The 19,419-nt window shown below is 47.5% G+C and carries 10 protein-coding genes; all 10 read left to right on the top strand.

Annotation, left to right across the window (positions count from 1 at the left end; genetic code table 11):
- Nucleotides 1-18 precede the first annotated feature (18 nt).
- Nucleotides 19-1,830 carry a HEAT repeat domain-containing protein gene (locus A8708_RS14980; RefSeq protein ID WP_068664734.1) on the top strand — a complete coding sequence of 604 codons (1,812 nt, stop codon included), beginning with the start codon at nucleotides 19-21 and terminating at the stop codon, nucleotides 1,828-1,830.
- On the top strand, nucleotides 1,806-2,897 hold the full coding sequence (locus A8708_RS14975; RefSeq protein WP_068665215.1) for an ATP-binding protein: 1,092 nt from the start codon (nucleotides 1,806-1,808) through the stop codon (nucleotides 2,895-2,897). Before A8708_RS14980 ends, A8708_RS14975 begins: the two co-directional genes overlap by 25 nt.
- Entirely contained in the window at nucleotides 2,855-5,227 is a 2,373-nt protein-coding gene (locus A8708_RS14970) for a DUF5682 family protein (protein WP_068664732.1), read from the top strand. The genes A8708_RS14975 and A8708_RS14970 overlap by 43 nt, the downstream gene beginning before the upstream one ends.
- A 3-nt stretch (nucleotides 5,228-5,230) precedes the next feature.
- Entirely contained in the window at nucleotides 5,231-6,442 is a 1,212-nt protein-coding gene (locus A8708_RS14965) for a VWA domain-containing protein (RefSeq protein ID WP_068664731.1), read from the top strand.
- 198 nt (nucleotides 6,443-6,640) lie between these two features.
- Nucleotides 6,641-8,875, top strand: a complete 2,235-nt coding sequence (locus A8708_RS14960) for a helix-turn-helix domain-containing protein (protein WP_068664729.1) — start codon at nucleotides 6,641-6,643, stop codon at nucleotides 8,873-8,875.
- A 173-nt stretch (nucleotides 8,876-9,048) separates the two neighbouring features.
- Nucleotides 9,049-10,710: a type 2 periplasmic-binding domain-containing protein gene (locus tag A8708_RS14955; protein ID WP_068664728.1), complete on the top strand. Its 1,662-nt coding sequence runs from the start codon at nucleotides 9,049-9,051 to the stop codon at nucleotides 10,708-10,710.
- A gap of 120 nt (nucleotides 10,711-10,830) precedes the next feature.
- A complete protein-coding gene (locus tag A8708_RS14950) occupies nucleotides 10,831-12,747 on the top strand; it encodes a hypothetical protein (RefSeq protein ID WP_068664726.1) in 1,917 nt (638 codons plus the stop codon).
- On the top strand, nucleotides 12,734-13,708 hold the full coding sequence (locus A8708_RS14945) for an ABC transporter permease (RefSeq protein WP_082927523.1): 975 nt from the start codon (nucleotides 12,734-12,736) through the stop codon (nucleotides 13,706-13,708). The genes A8708_RS14950 and A8708_RS14945 overlap by 14 nt, the downstream gene beginning before the upstream one ends.
- A gap of 11 nt (nucleotides 13,709-13,719) precedes the next feature.
- On the top strand, nucleotides 13,720-14,598 hold the full coding sequence (locus tag A8708_RS14940; protein WP_068664724.1) for a carbohydrate ABC transporter permease: 879 nt from the start codon (nucleotides 13,720-13,722) through the stop codon (nucleotides 14,596-14,598).
- Between the two features lie 201 nt (nucleotides 14,599-14,799).
- Nucleotides 14,800-19,371, top strand: coding sequence for a discoidin domain-containing protein (locus A8708_RS14935; protein ID WP_068664722.1), 4,572 nt, complete (start codon nucleotides 14,800-14,802; stop codon nucleotides 19,369-19,371).
- The last annotated feature ends 48 nt before the right edge of the window (nucleotides 19,372-19,419 follow it).

Below are 19,419 nucleotides of genomic sequence, written 5' to 3'. Positions count from 1 at the left end.
AAATTAGGAGACGAACTTATGAGTATAGATCTATTGTTTGAACTGCAGCACGAAGTGCGGCGCTTGTTTATAGCTGGGAGCGGGATGGCAGCAGGCGATTTGCGCTTACAGAAAATGCTGCCTAATCTTCAGAAGCTTGGCGAGTCGGCGCCAGTGTTTAACCGAGTGGCTCAGGGGGTTAGTCAGGTTCTTGAGGCGGAGTCGAACAGCTCAGCTAGCAGACTATTGGAGCTCGGAACCCTCTTGCATTCCGTATTGTACACACAAGGGAAAACGGAGACCAAAGAGGAACTCGTTACGGTGGAAGGAACGGGCGCGAAGCTTCCCACTGCAATTCCTTACCGCAAGCTTCATCCACTTATTGATGCATTAACGCAAAAAGGTCAGGGCCGTATGGAACAGCTTCGTCAAGGGTATGAGGATGGGTTATTTCATGATTTCCGCGTCTTGCCTGCCGCCGTATCGGGGTTAGACGATAGTTATGCAGAAATACCGGATTATCTGCAGCGAACGGTACTGCCCTCACTCGGAATGGAGGCGCTGCCTGCGCTTCGGCAGCAATTGAAGCTAGATGGCGGGAAAGGTGATGCCCGCAGATTGGAACTTATCCATGATTTACTCAAGCAATCCGCCGAAGATCTGCTTCTTCAAGCTGCCACGCAGGGTTCAACAGAAGTCCGCTCCACGGCAATTGAGCTTCTGGGTAATTATCCGGAGCATGAAGATTTTATTTTGGAGCAAGCAGATGATAAGAAGAAAGAGATACGCAGAGCGGCCTTACATGCCTTATCTCGTCTTGGCACAGAGCAAGCCATTGCTCGCCTGTATAAGGCACTGGGATCGAAAGATCAGGAACTTGCGATAGAACCGATTCAATTATGCAAAGCCAATGATTTAACGCTCGCTGTCATCGGGCATGCGGAAAGTACACTGGAGCGAATTATACAACGAACCCATGTCGAAGATGCCGCGAAACAGTTGTTGGTGGACATCCGCAGCTTAGAAGGGAAACGAGTGCCAGAAGTCGTCCATTTCCTAGAGAAATTGCTGTCTACGCCTGATGTTATTGTTCCTGAAACGGAAGTCGTACTGGAGGCTGCAGCTGAACTACTACTGCAAGTAGATCTGCCTGAAGCAGACCGTTTCGCTGTCACATTACACGAGCTGTACAATCGCAAATTTATTGCCTACAGCTTCAGGGCGGCCGTCAAGATACTTCCTCCAGAAGATGTCTATGAACGCTTTTGCCATGATTTAAAAGATAAAAAGCAGACGGCGGCCAAGGATTTGTTACGCGTCCTGCGAACGATGTTTCCGACTTTGGAACATCAAATGTACTATGCAACTGCCGAGTATGAGGCCGAGCATCAGAAGTGGGATCCCAGATGGGTCCATTTGTTTGTGAAGTTAGATGAAACGGAACTCGTTTGCCGACTTGCCCATGACAAGCATGCACAAATAGCTGCTTACTTGGTGGAAGCATGCCGGAAAAAGCCGGATTTTTTCAACCATACAACGAATCATTGTCTCATTGCCTTATTCCGTATGCCGTACAAGGAAGCTCCTGAGCTTCTCATGGAAATCTTGGAGAAAGGCAAGAAACAGATGTATTACTTCAATCATGCGCAACAGGTGCTTCTGAAATTATTACCGCGTAGCTATGCGGAGAGACTGCAGCTTTTTGCGCAAAGTGTGTCCAATGAGTACATGAGGAATCAACTGCAGGACATCGTGGAGACGATCGCTGCGAAACCGGAACAAACCGAACCATTAGATGACGAAGAGAAGGGACAGGGATTATGGGGATGGATCAGAAGCAAGATGTCGTAAGATTGCCTTCGGAACGTTTGTATGTGGAAGAACTGGAAGCTTTGAAAAAGGCGGATCAAGATGCGAAGCCAGCCGGGTGGCAGCTATCTCCCAAGTCGGTACTTACTTTTCTGACGGGGGGAAAAGCGAAAGGGGTCACCATTACGCCGAAATACATCGGTAACAAGCGGTTGGTTGAAATGGCCATCGCAACGCTGTTGACTGACCGAGCCCTCATGCTGATTGGAGAACCGGGAACAGCGAAGTCTTGGCTCTCGGAAAATCTGACCGCAGCCATCCATGGGGATTCGGGCAAAGTGATTCAAGGAACGGCAGGCACGAGCGAGGAACATATTCGTTATTCGTGGAACTATGCGATGTTGCTTGCGCAAGGCCCATCCGATCAGGCGATTATTAGAAGCCCGATATTCCGCGCGATGGAAACAGGCGGAATCGCCAGATTCGAAGAGATTTCACGCTGTGCATCCGAAGTCCAGGACGCCCTAATCTCGATCCTCTCAGAGAAAACGATTTCGATCCCGGAGCTAGGCAGAGAAGTGTTCGCTGCAAGGGGATTCTCGATTATTGCCACAGCGAATACGCGCGATCGCGGCGTTAATGAAATGTCAGCCGCTTTGAAGCGGCGTTTTAACATCATTGTACTGCCATCGCCAGCGGATATTGAGACGGAAGTCGAGATTGTGCGCAAACGTGTTAGCGAGATTTCGACGAGCTATGAATTAAGAGCATCACTCCCTGAGGAGGAGGCGGTGCGGAAGGTTGTTACGATTTTCCGTGAGCTGCGCAGCGGGATGACGTTGGATGGCAAGGAGAAAGTCAAAGGACCGAGCGGTGTGATTTCGACAGCGGAAGCCATCTCACTGTTAACGGGAAGTATGGCGCTTGCGGGAAGCTTTGGAAGCGGACAGATTAGCGAAGAGGATATTGCCGCCGGGCTTCAGGGAGCCATTGTGAAAGACGAAGAGAAAGACCGCCTCGTATGGAAAGAATATCTAGAAAATGTGATGAAAAAGCGGGGATCGACATGGAGAAATCTGTACTTCGCGTGCTCGGAGATGAACAACTAGATCGCAGTTCGGGGTTTCATATTTTTGGTATACGGCATTTGTCGCCTGCAGGGGCGTTTCACCTGCTTGCTTTCCTGGATGAAGTGAAGCCTACGGCCGTGCTCGTTGAAGGACCAAGCGATGCCAGCGGGTTTATTCACGAATTAACGTCTCATGGCGTTGTCCCGCCTATTGCGATTTTGGCCTATACAGATCAACTACCCGTAAGGACATTATTGTATCCCTATGCGAGTTATTCGCCGGAATATCAGGCGTTTCAATGGGCTAGTCGCCATGGTGCGCAGGCTGCATTCATCGACCTGCCCACTGAACATGCCTTGGCGTTATACGAGCATAGACAGCGCAGGTCAGCTACTGCTGAGGGTCAGAATAAGCAGGCTGCCGACGATGATTTTCAGACGTATGTTCTTGGACAACGGAGATTGTATCAGCGCCTAGCTGAACTGTCGGAAGAGCCGGATTACGAAGCGTATTGGGAAAGGCATTTTGAACATAATGGGAAAAAGGACGCCTACCGCCATGGTATCTATCAATTCTCGGCTCAAATGCGGGAGCTGACAGCGCAGCAGGAGTGGCAACATGCGCCGCAAGAAGCGGCTTACAATGAAATTCGAGAAGCTTACATGCGGCGTAAAATTCAAGATACGATTGATGTTGGGCACGCGCCTGAGAAAATAGTAGTCGTTACCGGCGCGCATCATGCCTCTGCTTTAGACTTTCGCTTGCCTTTGATGACGGACAAAGAGTTGAAGGGATTGCCTAAGACGACTACCAAGCTTACGCTGATGCCGTATTCGTACTACAAGCTGTCTTCTCACTCGGGTTATGGAGCAGGGAATCAAGCTCCTGCGTATTTCGAATTGCTTTGGCAATGCCTCCAGAAGGGGGACTTGAAGGGGCTGCCTTCCTTGTATTTCTCTCAGGTCGCTGCCTATCTCAGGGAACAGGGCACGTATAGATCCACAGCTTCGCTCATCGAAGGTGTGCGGTTGGCAGAGGCACTAGCAGCGCTGCATGACGGTCATCTCCCTACATGGAAAGATTTACGGGACGCTGCTATGGTCTGTCTTGGTCATGGGGAGCTTTCGAGCATCGCAGAAGCTTTGGCAAGAACAGATGTGGGCACGGCCATCGGCAGATTACCGGAAGGTGTCAGCCAGACGCCGATTCAAGATGATTTGAATCGCGAGCTCAAGCGGCTGAAGTTGGAGAAATACAAAACGACGGTTGCGTCAACCTTAGAGCTGGATTTGCGTGAAAACCGTAGAGTGAAGTCAGAGGAAGCGGCTTTTCTGGATTTGAAGCGGTCGGTTCTCTTACACCGACTGGAGCTGCTAGGCATTTCCTTTGCCAAGAAGCAAAGGGTGCATCAAGATTCCGCTTCATGGGCGGAGAATTGGGCGCTGCAGTGGACACCAGAATCTGAGATCCAAGCGGTGGAATCGACTTTGAAGGGAGAGACGATCGAGCTCGCCGCAGCCTTCGAATTGAAGGAACGGCTCGACGTTTGCGGCGATATCGCGGAAGCTTCCCGCATCATTCGGGCTGCCTGCGATTGCGCATTGAACGCGCTGATGGAGCAGGCCAAGTCCGCACTGCAAGGGCTTGCAGTCGCTGCGGGCAACTTCGAGCAGGTCGCAGGAGCGGCCTATGAGCTGTCGGTGTTGATCCGTTATGGATCGCTTCGCCGGATCGAAACGGATACGCTTGTTCCGCTGCTCCAGCAGTTGTTCCTGCGCGGAACATTGCTTCTCGTTGACAGCGCGGGCTGCAACGATGACGCGGCGCAGGGGATGGTGCGAGCGATTCAATCGCTGCACACCATCGCGCAAGACCATTTTGACACGATAGACGATGCTTTATGGTTGAGTAAACTGCAAGAGCTAGCCTCGCGGGATGATCGCAATGCCAAGCTTTCGGGCTTCGCTTTCGCCATATTGCTAGAGCGTAATGAAATACCGGATGAGCGTGTAGCGACGGAAGTCTCGCGGCGTCTGTCGCCTGGAATTCCCGTAGATTTGGGAGCGGGATGGTTTGAAGGCATGTCGATGCGCAACCGATACGCGCTGCTATCTAGGGTATCGTTGTGGCAGCAGCTAGATACGTACATTGGATCGTTGGATAAAGCGGCATTTCAAAGATCCCTTGTGTTTCTTCGTCGCGCTTTTGGTTCATTCGAGCCACGTGAGAAGGCATCCGTCGCCGAGATGATGGGCGATATCTGGGGAGTTGGCGCAGATCAGGCCGGAACTGTCCTGCAGCAGCCGTTAAGTGAGGAAGAGAAGGAGAAGCTGGATGAGCTCAATGATTTTGATTTCGGGGATTTGTAGCCTATGACGAAGATGGATCAAGAACAAGTAAAGCGTTGGCGATTAATTCTGGGTGCAGCATCGGAAGAGAAGCTGCAGTCATTCGGAACAGGAGACGGCCTGCTCGATGAGGAGTCGAGACTTATGGATGAGGCGCTTGCGGCCATCTATGATGAGACATCCGGTGGTGGTATTGAAGAGGCATCGAACGTTGGCGGCTCCCGCAAAGCGGGATTGGGGCCATCTTCCCCGAAGCTAGCTAAATGGCTTGGCGATATCCGCACCTTTTTCCCTCCTGACGTGGTCTCTGTCATTCAGTCCGATGCTATTGAGCGCAAAGGCTTGAAACAGCTGCTCTTCGAACCCGAGCTTCTATCCCAAGTGAAGCCGGACATCCAAATGGTAGCGACATTAATGGCGCTCAAAGGAAAGATACCGGAGAAAACGAAAGAAACAGCAAGACTTCTTGTCAAAGCTGTTGTCGATGAAATCGTGCAGCGGCTAGCGCAGGATCTGCGCCGAGCAGTTACGGGGGCCTTGAATCGCAGGCAGCATTCGCCGCTGCCGTCGGCAACAGGACTGGATTGGAACACGACCATCCGCAAGAATCTCAAGCACTATGATAAGGAGCGAGGTCTCCTGCTGCCTGAGAAAGTCTATTTCTTTGACCGCGCACGCCGCAGCAAAGAGTGGACAGTTATCCTCGATATTGACCAAAGTGGCTCGATGGCAGGCTCTGTCATTTACGCATCCATTATTGGTTCTATTTTCGCCAGTATGCCTGCGCTGGACACACGTGTGGTTGCTTTTGACACCGAGGTCGTAGATTTGAGTGAGCAGTGTGCGAATGATCCGGTTGATATGCTGTTTGGGATTCAGCTTGGCGGTGGAACCGATATTAACAAATCGATCGCGTACTGCGAGTCTTTTATCACGGAGCCGAAGAAAACGCTGTTTATCCTGGTTTCAGACTTGTACGAAGGCGGCAATCGAACGGAGATGATAAGTCGCTTACTCGACATGCATCAGGCTGGTGTAAAGACGATCTGCTTACTCGCATTATCTGATCAGGGTGTACCTTCTTATGACGATACAGTAGCCAAAAAGCTGGCGCAACACGGTATTCCTTGTTTTGGATGTTCGCCTGAGAAGCTCCCGGAGTTGATGGAAGGTGCATTAGGCGGGAAAGATCTTGCTTTGCTCGCAGAGAGGCTGAAGCAGGGGAGGGGGATGTAGTTAGCTTCCAAACTAAATACGTAACAAAAAAGAAAGCTGAGATCTAGGATCCAGCTTTCTTTTTCCATATTTTACCTAATATCGAATATCGTATTATGATGTAGTTAGGAAATTCTTTACATCAAAAAAAGAAGGTGTTATTGTTTTCCATATCCACGGTAATCTACGATTTCGAGATCATTAGGTGAGGAGAAGTTAATGCGTAAAAAATGGTTTTACCGTCTATTGTTTTCTTATTTCCCCATCTTTTTCATTGTAACATCGATCTTAATTCTACTCACGTTCTTGCTGCTTAGCGGGCTTACCAAGCGTGAAACTGTCAATGTAAACCAACAGTTTACACGCCATGTCATTCAATTGATCGACTATTCGTTAAAGGAAATTGATCAAGGATTGATCAAGGATATTGAATCCGATCTGAAGCTCAAAGCTTTTTTTGAGAACGATGCTTCCTTGTCCTATTTCAATCACTATGAAATTTCCAAGAAAGTTAGGGATATGATTGCAACGAATGGTTTTATTGATTCGATTTACATGTTCCGTAACTCCGATCAGATGGTTATGAGCAAAAATACATTTATTTCTCTAGAAAAGTTCGGAGATCGCGATTTCATCTCCCAACGATTGAAACTAGCATCCTTCTATGAGCTTTCTGGTAAACGAAATTATATTGAATTTCAGGATACCGAACACTTTCCTTCTGCTGTTGTTTCGTTGGTTCGCAAATATCCGCTGCTTGTTGGTGGACAGGGACTCATTGTCGTGAATATTAGCTTGGCAAGTATCGAGCAAATGATCAAAGATCTGACTAGTTCCAACATTAATTTTATCCGTATTAAGGATTTTAATGACAATGTCTTATTGGGGGAGAAACAGGGAGAGGTTCGGGGAACTGTTTTATCCGAAATCACTTCGGAATATACCGGGTGGACGTTCACTGGTGGTGTACATGATGAAAGGATTTTCAAATATGCTTCGGTTTTTTCATACATATGGGTAGCTGTGGGCTTACTTGTCGTGATTGCCGGTACCATTTGGATGGCTTTCGTGACCCGAAGAAATTATAAGCCTATTGAAGAGATTCTCAATCAGATTAATCGTTATTCCGTCCAGAGAAGCGGGAAACTGTCTAAGCATGTCCCTGATGAGTTCAAGTTTATCGAACAGGCACTAGATAATTTAATTGAAGAGTCCAATACGTATCAGAAAATGCATGAGGAAGACGCCATGTTTCGCAGGCGACACTTCTTTGTTGAACTGCTGGAGGGCAGTCGTCCTATTGAGCCAACCGAGTGGGATGAGGAATTAGAACGGCTGAATATGCCTGCACAATTCCATTCGCTCGGCGTCATTGTCCTGGAGATTGATAAGTTTACTTCGTTGGTCGATACCTACACACATCGTGATTTATTTCTACTGAAGTTCGTTGTGAACAGTGTCGTCAAAGAGATATGTGAATCGCATCCCCTAACCGTATGGACGGAATGGACAGATCAGCATCGATTAACGGCATTATACCAAACCGTGGATGAGGCAACGGATATGGAACACCACCTAACAGATATGAGTGAAGCTATTCGCGAATGGGTGGAGATCAACCTTGATTTTACCGTGACCATTGGTCGTGGTCCCTCGGGGACAGAGATTGACGATATCGCCAAATCTTACGCGGGAGCGAAGGAAGCCCTGTCCTACAAGCCAAGTCTTGGATTGAATCAAGTCATCTCCTACCAGGAGACCAGGCGTGTGGAAGGCGGAGCATTCTGGCAGCTTACCACCATCCAGCATCTTGCACGTTCCTTTCGGACAGGAGAAGAACCATGGCGTCCAATCCTTGAACGCATGTTCTTAGATGCCAGAGAGAACCGTCTGTCTAGAGTCGAGCTGGTGCAGTTTCTCAACTCTCTAAGTCATCATGTATATAAAGAAATCATAGAATTTCCAGCTGAAATTCAAGTCGTGTGGAAAACAGAAGTGCTGCCCAACATCGATCAGGTCTGTGAGACTTTTGATTTAGCCGAAGATCTAGAAGCTCAGATCGGGCACATACTGGAGGAATTTGAGCTCTGTGTGCGAGACTTGCAGGAACGGAGTAGTCATTACACGTTGATTCGTGAAGTCAAAGCATATATTGAAAAGGAGTATGCCAACACAGAGATGTCCCTGAATCATCTCTATGATGTGTTCGGACTCAATGGCAAATATGTCAGCCGATTATTCAAGGAAGCATTCGGTGAGAAACTGGTTGACTACTTAGTTCGCATTCGTATTGAAAATAGTCAGCGATTATTGCTGACGTCTTCGCTTTCTTTGCAGGAAATTGCTAACGCCGTGGGATACATTCACGACATTTCGTTTATACGCGCATTCAAGAAGGTCGTGGGCACAACACCGGGAGAATATCGCAAAAATCATGGAAAAAGCCCGGCGTAGCAGGGCTTTTTCTTTTTGGTTTATCACAGATAATCGGTAAGTTCGTCATGTTTTACCTTTCGGTTAGCCCAGGGAAACATGTAAATTGCGCAAAGAATGGCCGAAAGCTATAGTGCAGATAGGAGCCGAGAACGTCGGTCCGACAAGCGAATAACGAGGGGAGTTAGACAAGAATGAAAAAGTATTTATGGAATCACAAGCTTACTGTTCCCATGGCGGTTGTCCTGCTAACAAGCATGATCGCAGCCGGTTGCAGCACGAGTGAGAAGACGCCTGCTCAAGAGAGTGCTTCAGCGAAGCCTGCTGCAACGCAAGAGCCAAGAGGGAAAATTGTAGCTTCTGTGTACGAACGTAATAACATACCGCCTGAAGAAGGGAATTGGGAGAAGAATCGGTGGGTTGAATGGATCAATAAGAACGGACCAACCGATGTGAAATATGTCACGGTACCTCGCTGGGAATCATTACCTAAATTCAATGCCTTATTCGCAACCAATAGCGCGCCTGATCTTATTTTAGAATACGATACAGGTTATCGGAATCAATGGTACAGCCAGAAGATGCTGATGCCGCTTGATGATGTCATTGCCAAATATAGTACGACGTATAAGGAATTGATGACGCAATTTCCGCAGTTGAAGAAATTGGGGACGAAGGATGACGGTAAACTCTACGAATTCGGTAAAGTCAACCCGCTGACATCCGGCCATCGCATCTATATTCGTGAAGATTGGCTGCAGAAGTTAAACTTGCAAAAACCGAAGACAACCGAAGAATTTTATAATGTGGCCAAAGCCTTCGCTTCGCAAGATCCTGACGGTAACGGCAAAGGAGATACATTCGGACTTAATCTTAGCGGCAATGCCAATTCTATTATTTCCCATATGTTTGGATATGGAGAAGTGGCGTGGCGTTTTGAAGGTAATACCTTTATCCATGAATGGGATCGTCTTAAGGCGGCGACTGATTTCCAGAAGTCATTGTTTGACGCTGGTGTAGCGGATAAAGATTTCTTAGCGGATAAAAATGGAGAAAAAGCGAAACAGGATTTTCTCGCAGGAAAGCTCGGCATGTATCTCTTTCAAGATATAAGCGCCAGTGATTATGATGCGTTTGTCAAAAATAATGGAGGCGGCAAGCTTGCTATTCTGCCTCTGCCGAAATCATCATTTGGCCAGTTTAGTCCGGTCATCTCTAGTCCAATTCAAATGGTCGGAGCCATTAATGCAGGTTCAAAAGATCCACAGGCGGTTATGAAATATGTTGATTTCATGATGAAACCAGAAACTGCAAGAACACTGCAAAACGGACTCGAAGGTGTGAACTGGAATAAGGATGCGGCTGGATGTCCGAGCCCGATTGACGCGGAGAAGAATAAGAAAGAAATCTCCTACACAGGTGACCTCAACATGATGGCGTCAACACTGCTGTATGGCAAATGTTCGTTCACTGCACAGAAACCGCAGACAACAGACTCATTAAAGGCACTGCGCGAACTAGCACTTCAATCTGAGGCTGCTTACGTGACCAAAGAGCGTCCGATTCCAACGTTAAAGCCAGAATACTTGCCGGTGCTAACACAGGAATTATCATTAATTGTTAAAAATGCAGATCAACCAATCAAAGATATTTGGGCAAGATCGATCGTAAGCGGCAAAACATACTCAGCCGAACAAGCCTATAAAGATGCTAAAGATGCATGGGAAAAGGCTGGCGGTGCTAAAGTCGATGCATTTTATACGAAATGGTATGAAACCAATAAAGCGAATGCCTTTCTGTTAGATGACCTATACAAATTTGGTGAAGACGCTGTGAAGCTGTACGCGAACAAATAAAAACGGCTAATAAAAATGGCGGGAAGGGACTTCGGCTGCTTGTCATAGGGCTGGAGTCCATTCACAGTCAAGGTAGTCGTAAATCAATGTGGCCGATTCGGCATGAAGGTGAGGAGAGACATGAACCTCAAAGGTCGGGTAGGCCTTTCGCAGGATGTGCTGATCGAACAGGCGTTTCAGGAACGTTGTCTGCTCTTGCAAGAAGAAATCTTACACAATCCGATTCCAGCATGGGATTATGCGAGAAGAATCATGTATGACGCGATTACAAGGTTAGGCCGTCAAATCGAGATTGAAACAGCGCTATCGCATATCGAAACTGTTAACGACGCGCCAGGACATGATGCGATGTTCTTTCGTCATGCAAATATAGACGCGTGGCTGCGTTATGGACATATGTATTCGGAAGATTTACGCAATAAAGTGAAAGCAAACATGCTCCATGAATCGCATTTCCAGATGGATACGGGGACTGAGAATCACAAGCTGATGAATGCCGTTGCCGGATATTTGACCGCTCAAAGTTGGCCTGATTGGCCAGATGCAAACGACGTGAAGGAGCGTTGTTCCCGCTATCTGGATATGTATTTCAATCGCGTATGCCGGTTCGGTCAGGGGGAGTTTGACTCCACGACATACAGTGTTTTTTATTTAAACACGTTGGCTTCCCTATATGATTTTGCAGAAGATCGCGATTGGAGAGAAAGAAGCGCCAGCATGATGGACTGGTATTTGGCCAACACGGCTGGGGAGTGGCTGGACGGTTTATATGTTGGCGCGCATTCCAGGGACTACCACCCAATCCACACGTTTAATTATGCACCGGCGGGTACGGTCGCTGCATGGCTTTATTTTGGCGGCAAGCAGCCCAACCTGCGAACAGGTGAGCCGCATTATAGCATAATGAACACGCTCACTTCGTATCGCGTGCCAGATATTATCGTACGTATCGCCCAAAGCCGAAAGCAGGCGTTGGTGCACGTTGAGACCCATGACCTTACTCTCAATACGGAGCCCAGTCATGATCGTCATCATACCACAATGCTTACAGGTGGCAGCGATGGCTTCAAAGGGCATGGCTATATTAGTCGAGTTGGGGTACGTAAATATACCTACATGACTTCGCAGTATGCACTGGGAAGTATGGCAGACGGAAAGCAAGGCGATGTCGTTTGGTCAGGACAATTGCGGCGATGGTCGCTAGACTGGCTTTCGGAGCAGCCAGCGGGGGTGCTTTTTTTCACTCATCCGTTTCCCGATTTCGGAAATCCCGAGGATTCGTATGTGAGTAATTGGGGCGGATCTTCTCCATACGAGCAAGTCGTTCAGTATAAAGGCGCGTTAATTGCCTTGTATAACATCCCTAAGGGCGAACATTACACGTACGGTCCAAGGAAGCCTTTCCCATCAGATCGAGATCCATATATCGATGGATTCATTTCCGGTACCGCCATACTTAAACTGGAAGAACACGAGAGTGGTTGGCTATTCTGTCACTGTGGGTCAGTTTTGGCAGCCGTTCGGATAATGCGACCTTATCGCTGGCTGGATGAGAACGATGGACATCGCAGATTGCGAAGCGAAGGCTTGCAAAATGCGGTGCTCATCCAAACGGCAAGCCCAAGCGATTATCACGTAGACGAAGACAAGTCAGCCAAAGATCAATGCCAATTGGAGAAAGTATTAGCTCGTTTCCGAGATGCTATGCTGAAGCATGCTTCGTATGATGCATCCCTGTTAGAGCAGTCTACACCAACACTCTCGTTCTGTACCTTGTCCGGAGAAGTGCTTCGCATTGCATACAATGGAGAAAGATCGGTTAACGGTATCCCCATTGATTATAACAGTTGGCCGCTGATCTCTAATTGCTACATGTATTCCGCTTTGAATAGCGGAAAGTTGACGTTGCGTCATGGCGGGCAAACGTTGAAGGTTGACTATAGCGAGGGAAGCTACGCGGTGGCTAATCAGGAGCCACATATGGCGGACGACATTCCTGTAGAAGGTAGATGGGAGGAGAGCAATGGAAACCAATAATTCTGCACATACTGCTCCAACGTATAGCAAGACGGTTACTCCTATAAGATCTGCTAGTAAGAGATCGTATGCTAAGAGATGGAGGCAGAATCGCCAACTGGTCTATATGTTTATCCCGGTGATTGTTTTCTTTATTGTCTTTCGATATGCACCGATGCTCGGTAATGTGATTGCATTCAAGCAGTACAACTTAATGCAAGGAGTATGGGGAAGTCCATGGGCGGGATTGGATAACTTTAGAATGATGTTGGATAATCCGCAAACGCTGCAAATCCTTCGCAATACGCTGTTGCTTAGTTTCTTTAATATTATCCTTGGCTTCCCGTTTCCAATTCTAGTAGCTATCATGTTGAATGAGGTAAGAACGATTTGGTTTAAAAAGTCGATCCAAACGCTGATCTATCTTCCTCACTTCTTCTCTTGGGTGATTGTTGGGGGAATCGTAGTTACCCTGTTCGGCTCCCAAGACGGCGTGGTGAATAAACTTATTGAACTATTGGGAGGGACCTCTGTCCCGTTCTTATATCAAGTAAGCACATGGCTTGGCATCTTCTTTGGATCTGCGATATGGAAGGAAGCGGGGTTTGCCGCCATTATTTATTTGGCGGCAATCGGCTCTATTGACCCTGCGCTCTACGAGGCAGCGAGTATGGACGGTGCGAATAAAATGAAGCAGATTCGCTATATTACGCTTCCGGGGATTATCCCCATTATGATTCTTATGCTGATTCTTTCTATGGGCAAAGTCATGGAGGTCGGTTTCGACCATGTATACAACCTGCAAAATGCAGTTGTTTCTAACGTTTCGAGTGTCATTAGTACGTATATTTTTACCATCGGGATTCAAGGCGGGATGTATAGCATGACAACAGCGATGGGGTTGTTCGAAGCTGTGATCGGACTCATTCTTATCGTTAGCGCTAACTACTTCGCCAAAAAATTCAATCAATCACTGTGGTAGGAGGGATATCCATGCGCTTGTCTTTCGGGGAAAAACTTTTCTATGCCGTGAACTTTACATTGTTGTTGTTAGCTGGCATGAGCTGTTTGATCCCGCTTATGAATATTGTGTCGATGTCCTTCAGCGATTACTCGGCGATTGCATCCGGTTTCGTTGGTGTTTGGCCGGTCGGTTTCAATCTGGACTCCTATAAATCATTAATTGAAGGAACGCCTATTGTGCAATGTTTGAAAAACAGTGTCGTGATTACAGGCTTCGGTGTCTTATTTAGCATGATTTTTACGATTTTTGCGGCTTTCCCACTGTCCAAAGTTACATTTTATTGGCGAAAAGGATTCACGCTTGCGATTGTCTTTACGATGCTTTTCGGAATTCCAACGATTCCAGCCTTTTTGGTTAATCGTTCGCTAGGTATTATTGATACGTATTGGGCACTTTGGCTGCCTGGATTAATCAGTGCGTATAACCTGCTTGTTCTAAAATCATTTTTTGAACAAATGCCCGAGGAATTAAATGAGGCTGCTCAGATCGACGGATGTAGCGAATGGCGACTGCTATGGCAAATTGTACTTCCACTCTCGATGCCTGTATTGGCAACGTTAATGCTCTTCTATGGTGTTGGCTACTGGAACGTATTTCAAAGTGTATTAATCAATATTAATGACTCGGATAAATATAACTTGGCTGTGCTTGTACAAAATATGATCGCTAATCAATCGCTTTTGCAAAGTCTCAACAGCTTGCAGCCGCAGGAGTTTGAGGAGCTGCTCACCCCACAGTCCATACGTTCAGCAGGGGTTGTTGTGATGTTGGTGCCCTTATTGCTGGTGTATCCATTCCTGCAGAAGTATTTTGTCAAAGGAGTTATGATCGGAGCGATTAAAGGGTAATCGAGCTATCCTGTATGGTGATTATGGACTCCTGTATGTAGGGATCCAATGGTCATCATGCGGGATTTGAAAGGGGGTGAATTGCAAGCGGTTACATCATGGGAGTTGACCTATTCCTATGACAAGCAGCTTTTCTAGGAGTTCGCACTGGCACGTTACAGCAACTTTTTCAATTGAAAGGGGATGGTTATTCTGTCTAAAATGAACAAACATTGGTATCGCCTGATGGTACGATTACTCATTGTAGTGCTGGTAATCGGTTTATTCCCAGCGATTCCTTCATTGGCGCTGGCTGCAGATACGCAAGCTCCCACTGTCCCTGCCAATCTCACTTCGACTTGGCGTACCTCGGAATCGGTTCAACTTACCTGGACGGTATCGACGGACGATACAGGGGTAACTAGTTATGAGGTCTATCGTGATAACATGTATCTCTCTAGTGTTACTGGGGCGCCCGTCTATTCTGCTTCAGGTCTAACACCAGGTGTTTCGTATTCATTTACTGTACGAGCGAAAGATGCTGCCGGCAATGCTTCGCAGGTAAGTACCGCACTACTCGTGAATGTAGAGGAAATGGACCGTTTCGCTTGGTCATTGTCCTCCTCGCATAATAATGCTGCTGGCACTCTTGCTATGGCAGTGGATCATAGTGCATCTACCCGTTGGTCGAGCGGGACTGCTCAAACAATCGGCATGTGGCTTCAAATTGATACGGGTTTAATGGCCAAATCATATAACAGATTAGTGCTGGATTCGAGTGGATCATCCAGTGATTACGCGCGTGGGTATGAAATTAAAGTATCGGAAGATGGCACAACCTGGAGCAATGCGATTGCCCAAGGAAATGGCAGCGCGGTTGTTGATGTTTCATTTGTAGCCCAATCCGCCCGATTTATTCGTATTACACTCACCAAGAACAATGGTAGTTGGTGGTCTGTTCATAACTTGAAGCTATATGGCAGCACGAATGCAGATCAACAAGCGCCACTCCAACCTGAGGGAGTCATGGCATCTCAAGTTACTGACAATGATGCCCTACTCACTTGGCAGGAAAGCATAGATAATGCGAAGGTGCTAGGGTATGAAATTTATGCGAATAATCAATATGCAGCCTTTTCCCGCACTATGTCGTTTAAGGCAGCGGGACTTACACCCAAAACGTCTTATTCGTTTAAGGTTCGTTCTATGGATCTATCTGGAAATATGTCCGCTTGGAGTAATGCCATCACCATCCAAACATCGGATCGGATTGATCGTTCCTTATGGGCAATGAGTGCTTCAGCGAATAACGGTGGCGCCTCGGCTGCCGTTGACGGTGATCTTTCCACGCGGTGGAGCAGCGGCATGGCGCAGACAGTAGGCGCATGGCTTCAAATTGACATGGGTCCAGGCGATAAAACGTACAATAAACTGGTGCTGAATGCAGCTCAGTCAGGCGGCGATTATGCCCGGGAGTTTGATATTAGCACTTCCACAGATGGTGTAAGTTGGGGTGCTCCCATACTTAGGGTAACAGGAAGTTCTTCTATCATTACGGCGGTTTTTCCAGAGCAGACGGCACGGTACATCCGACTAACACTAACCAAAGCAGCTGGCTCCTATTGGTCGATTCATGAGGTGTATGCGTACGGGACCATCGCTCCAGATATGAATCCACCAACGGCACCGGGAAATGTGACGGTCAACCATGTGTTGGATACGCAAATGGATCTGACATGGCAGCCAGCAAATGATGATGTAGCCGTTGTTGGATATTATGTATATGTGAACGGTTACAATGCTGGGTATACGAATCAACGAAGCTATCGCCTAACAGGACTAACCGCAAATACAGCGTATCAAATTGTTGTCAAAGCAAAAGATTTGTATGGTAACGAGTCGGTTGGTAGTACGTCAATTGCCATCACGACGCAGGATGTTATTAAAGTTCCATTAATTGCGAAATATGAGATGGAGCAGGATCCTTCAAACGCAACGGCTCTAGTGGATAGCAGCGGATTCGCTCAGAATGGTTCTTTTAACCTCCCGGCGACTTTGGTGGACGGACGTGTCGGAGGCGGCAAAGCTCTAAAGCTGAACGGTGCTGATCAAGCTAGTGTAAGTACACTGAACCAGTTGAATCATGTCTCCTCTACGTTTACCATCTCGGCTTGGATTAAGCCCGATGATTTGAATGGCTATCAACCAATCGTAACGAAGCGGGATGCCAATTGGAAGGGGACGACATTTTACCTTGGCCTTCAGGGAAATCAACTTTATTATGGAGCAGACTATGGGGAGAAATGGTATGCATGGAAGTACACGGCTTCCGAACTTGCCGTAGGACAATGGGCGCATGTAGCTGTTACATTTGAGAAATATCAAGGTGTCAACTTCTATGTCAATGGCAAATTAATTGGCAAAGTAGACGGAAGTGCCGTGTTCACTGACCTCTTGCCTAACGAAGTGGCTATGCTGATAGGAACTGAATGGCATTATGATAGTGTAGCTAAGGCGATGATTAAATACGGCTTCCGGGGAGCCATCGACTCGCTGCATATGTACGCAACTCCACTTACAGTGGATCAAATCAAGGCGGATATGGCTGGTTCCATCGTAACCCGATTGTCGGCATCTAGCGACTTTACACCTCCCACCAAATACGCAACGTTTCGCTTAGTTCGATTTGACACACCGACAGGGCTATTTACGAAGGGGACTGCCAAGATACATCAAAATGCAGTCCGTACAGACGGACCCAACGCGGTAGATTGGCCAACAATCAAACTGCAGATTCCGCAGGCGGACCAATCGGTAAAGACCGTTCAACCGTTTGCCCAAGGCGCGGAATACAAATCGGAAATTTTGTTGAGGCAGACACCAGACAATATGCCGATTGTGCAGCAACTATCGGATAATGTGATGCAACCAGGCAATCACTGGGTACGCGGTGTGGCGTGGCGTTGGGGACAAACGAATATGTATACAGATGACCGAACGGCGCGCAGCTGGACTTGGGATTATGAATTGTGGACCTTCCCGATTCGCATCGGCAGCTCAGTAGCAGGTTCTGTTAAACAAGTCATTTTAAAAAATGATGGAAAGGAAATCTATAACAGCGGCACGCGAAGTTACGATTCGCTAACGTTGTTGGTGCCGCAGAACGAAACGGGCAAGCCCTATGAATTATGGGTAGATGGGCGTGGTCCTATTCGTTTCGATGCAGGTTTGCAACCCATTGTGGCTGGTGATCCGAAGGATCTTCCAATAGAAGTGAACTTGACGATTCCAGGTACGGGACCTGCATTTACCGTTCAAAGTGTTCAGTCCGACTCCTTTCCAAATCAATCCGCTTGGGAGGCAGATGTTCAAGCACTTGCGGGAGTTAAGCCAGATATACCAGCTTATGAGCCTGTATCAACTTCAATTGAGAGACATGTAGGAATCGACGTTCCAAGGTCACCGGAAACCATTAATTTCGTGTATTTGCCCCATGGAATGAGCTCAGGAGGTTTCTACCACTCCGAACATGGGGAAATTGCTGCTCCCTATGCCAATATTGGGACGGTACAGGAATATGCGGATTATGTGTCAGACACGGGATATGATCGTGTGTATGAATTTAGTTCTTTTGAAGAACCATCACATGAAAAGAGTCAGAGCCATATGGCACAAGCGTTAAGTGACAAAGGGGTGCAGCTTGGATTCGTACCTAAAACGGACTGGGATGTGATGAATACAACCAGTGAGAATCTACCGTTTTACAGCTCCTATTTACCTGACTTCCATGCTCCGCTCTATCGGGATATTCAGCTGGGGCTGCAGCGTCTGCAGGCTTATCCGAATGTAGCCGGCATTAGCCTTGGCGCGGACAATGCGGGTTATGCCTCCTATTGGGATTGGGCGCCCCCACATCCAAACCGCCCATGGGGGAGAGCGTTTAATGCATTTCAGACGGAGGCTGGACTCCCGCTCACAACACCATTAGCACCTAGTTTAGCAGGATCCTATACACCGAAAACACATGAATATTTCGCAACGTCTACCAAACCTTTTTTGGACTATATTGCAAGGTACAATGAAACGTACACCAATTATGGTTATTTCTCCAAAGCGGTATCTGAGGTGAATCCAACTTATACGACTACGACAGGCTCGTTCGGCAGTTCACCTGGCGTCGGTGGGCGTGGCGGTTGGGTATGGGCAACAGTTCCTGGTAAAGAGATGCATGCACAACTGCCGGTTCAAAGCGCCTATGATTGGAATGAGAAATCGTCATCCAAGCCCTTGCATTTGGTTTCTCTGCTTGACCGTCTGAAGAGTTACGCACCGAACAAGACGACTTGGGCACTGCAAGATGACTTTTCCTTATTTTTTGGAAAGGAAGATCGTGAAAAGTCGTATGCGATGGCACTTACGCGAGGAATTCAAGCGATTGGAACGAATGTATTGCCGAATAATAAGGGGAGCCGAGCAGAGGAGCAAATTATTGCGGAACAGAAGGTGCTCTATGATTGGATTCACCGCTATGGCGGAACATATGCGATAACCAATCCCATGCCGACAATTGGCATTCTCTATGTAAACGAGCAGGCACTGCTCCGAGGTATTGTCGGAGGGGATAATCCAACGGATGGGCAGCTATTTGCCGGATCGCACGAAGGTAAAGTATCGGAAGCCTTGTTTCTCACGCACGCAGCTGGCTGGCCTTCTAAGGTGATAACGCCTGAGGAGTTAAAACGCGGATTACCTGCTTCAATGAGTTACTACTTAGGTACCTGTTACGAAATATAAATTCTGTGGTAATTATAGGAATCAACCATAAAAGGGGTTCCTGCCATG

The sequence above is a fragment of the Paenibacillus oryzisoli genome (assembly GCF_001653565.1).
GTDB classification, from domain to species: domain Bacteria; phylum Bacillota; class Bacilli; order Paenibacillales; family NBRC-103111; genus Paenibacillus_E; species Paenibacillus_E oryzisoli.
The sequence above is the reverse complement of the archived record's forward strand: the minus strand, read 5'-3'. Positions and strand labels throughout refer to the sequence as shown.

What these genes read in the sequence shown, in the direction of transcription:
- A8708_RS14980 (WP_068664734.1), top strand. Translation starts at nt 19, where the DNA reads ATGAGTATAGATCTATTGTTTGAACTGCAGCACGAAGTGCGGCGCTTG.
- A8708_RS14975 (WP_068665215.1), top strand. Translation starts at nt 1,806, where the DNA reads ATGGATCAGAAGCAAGATGTCGTAAGATTGCCTTCGGAACGTTTGTAT.
- A8708_RS14970 (WP_068664732.1), top strand. Translation starts at nt 2,855, where the DNA reads ATGGAGAAATCTGTACTTCGCGTGCTCGGAGATGAACAACTAGATCGC.
- A8708_RS14965 (WP_068664731.1), top strand. Translation starts at nt 5,231, where the DNA reads ATGACGAAGATGGATCAAGAACAAGTAAAGCGTTGGCGATTAATTCTG.
- A8708_RS14960 (WP_068664729.1), top strand. Translation starts at nt 6,641, where the DNA reads ATGCGTAAAAAATGGTTTTACCGTCTATTGTTTTCTTATTTCCCCATC.
- A8708_RS14955 (WP_068664728.1), top strand. Translation starts at nt 9,049, where the DNA reads ATGAAAAAGTATTTATGGAATCACAAGCTTACTGTTCCCATGGCGGTT.
- A8708_RS14950 (WP_068664726.1), top strand. Translation starts at nt 10,831, where the DNA reads ATGAACCTCAAAGGTCGGGTAGGCCTTTCGCAGGATGTGCTGATCGAA.
- A8708_RS14945 (WP_082927523.1), top strand. Translation starts at nt 12,734, where the DNA reads ATGGAAACCAATAATTCTGCACATACTGCTCCAACGTATAGCAAGACG.
- A8708_RS14940 (WP_068664724.1), top strand. Translation starts at nt 13,720, where the DNA reads ATGCGCTTGTCTTTCGGGGAAAAACTTTTCTATGCCGTGAACTTTACA.
- A8708_RS14935 (WP_068664722.1), top strand. Translation starts at nt 14,800, where the DNA reads ATGAACAAACATTGGTATCGCCTGATGGTACGATTACTCATTGTAGTG.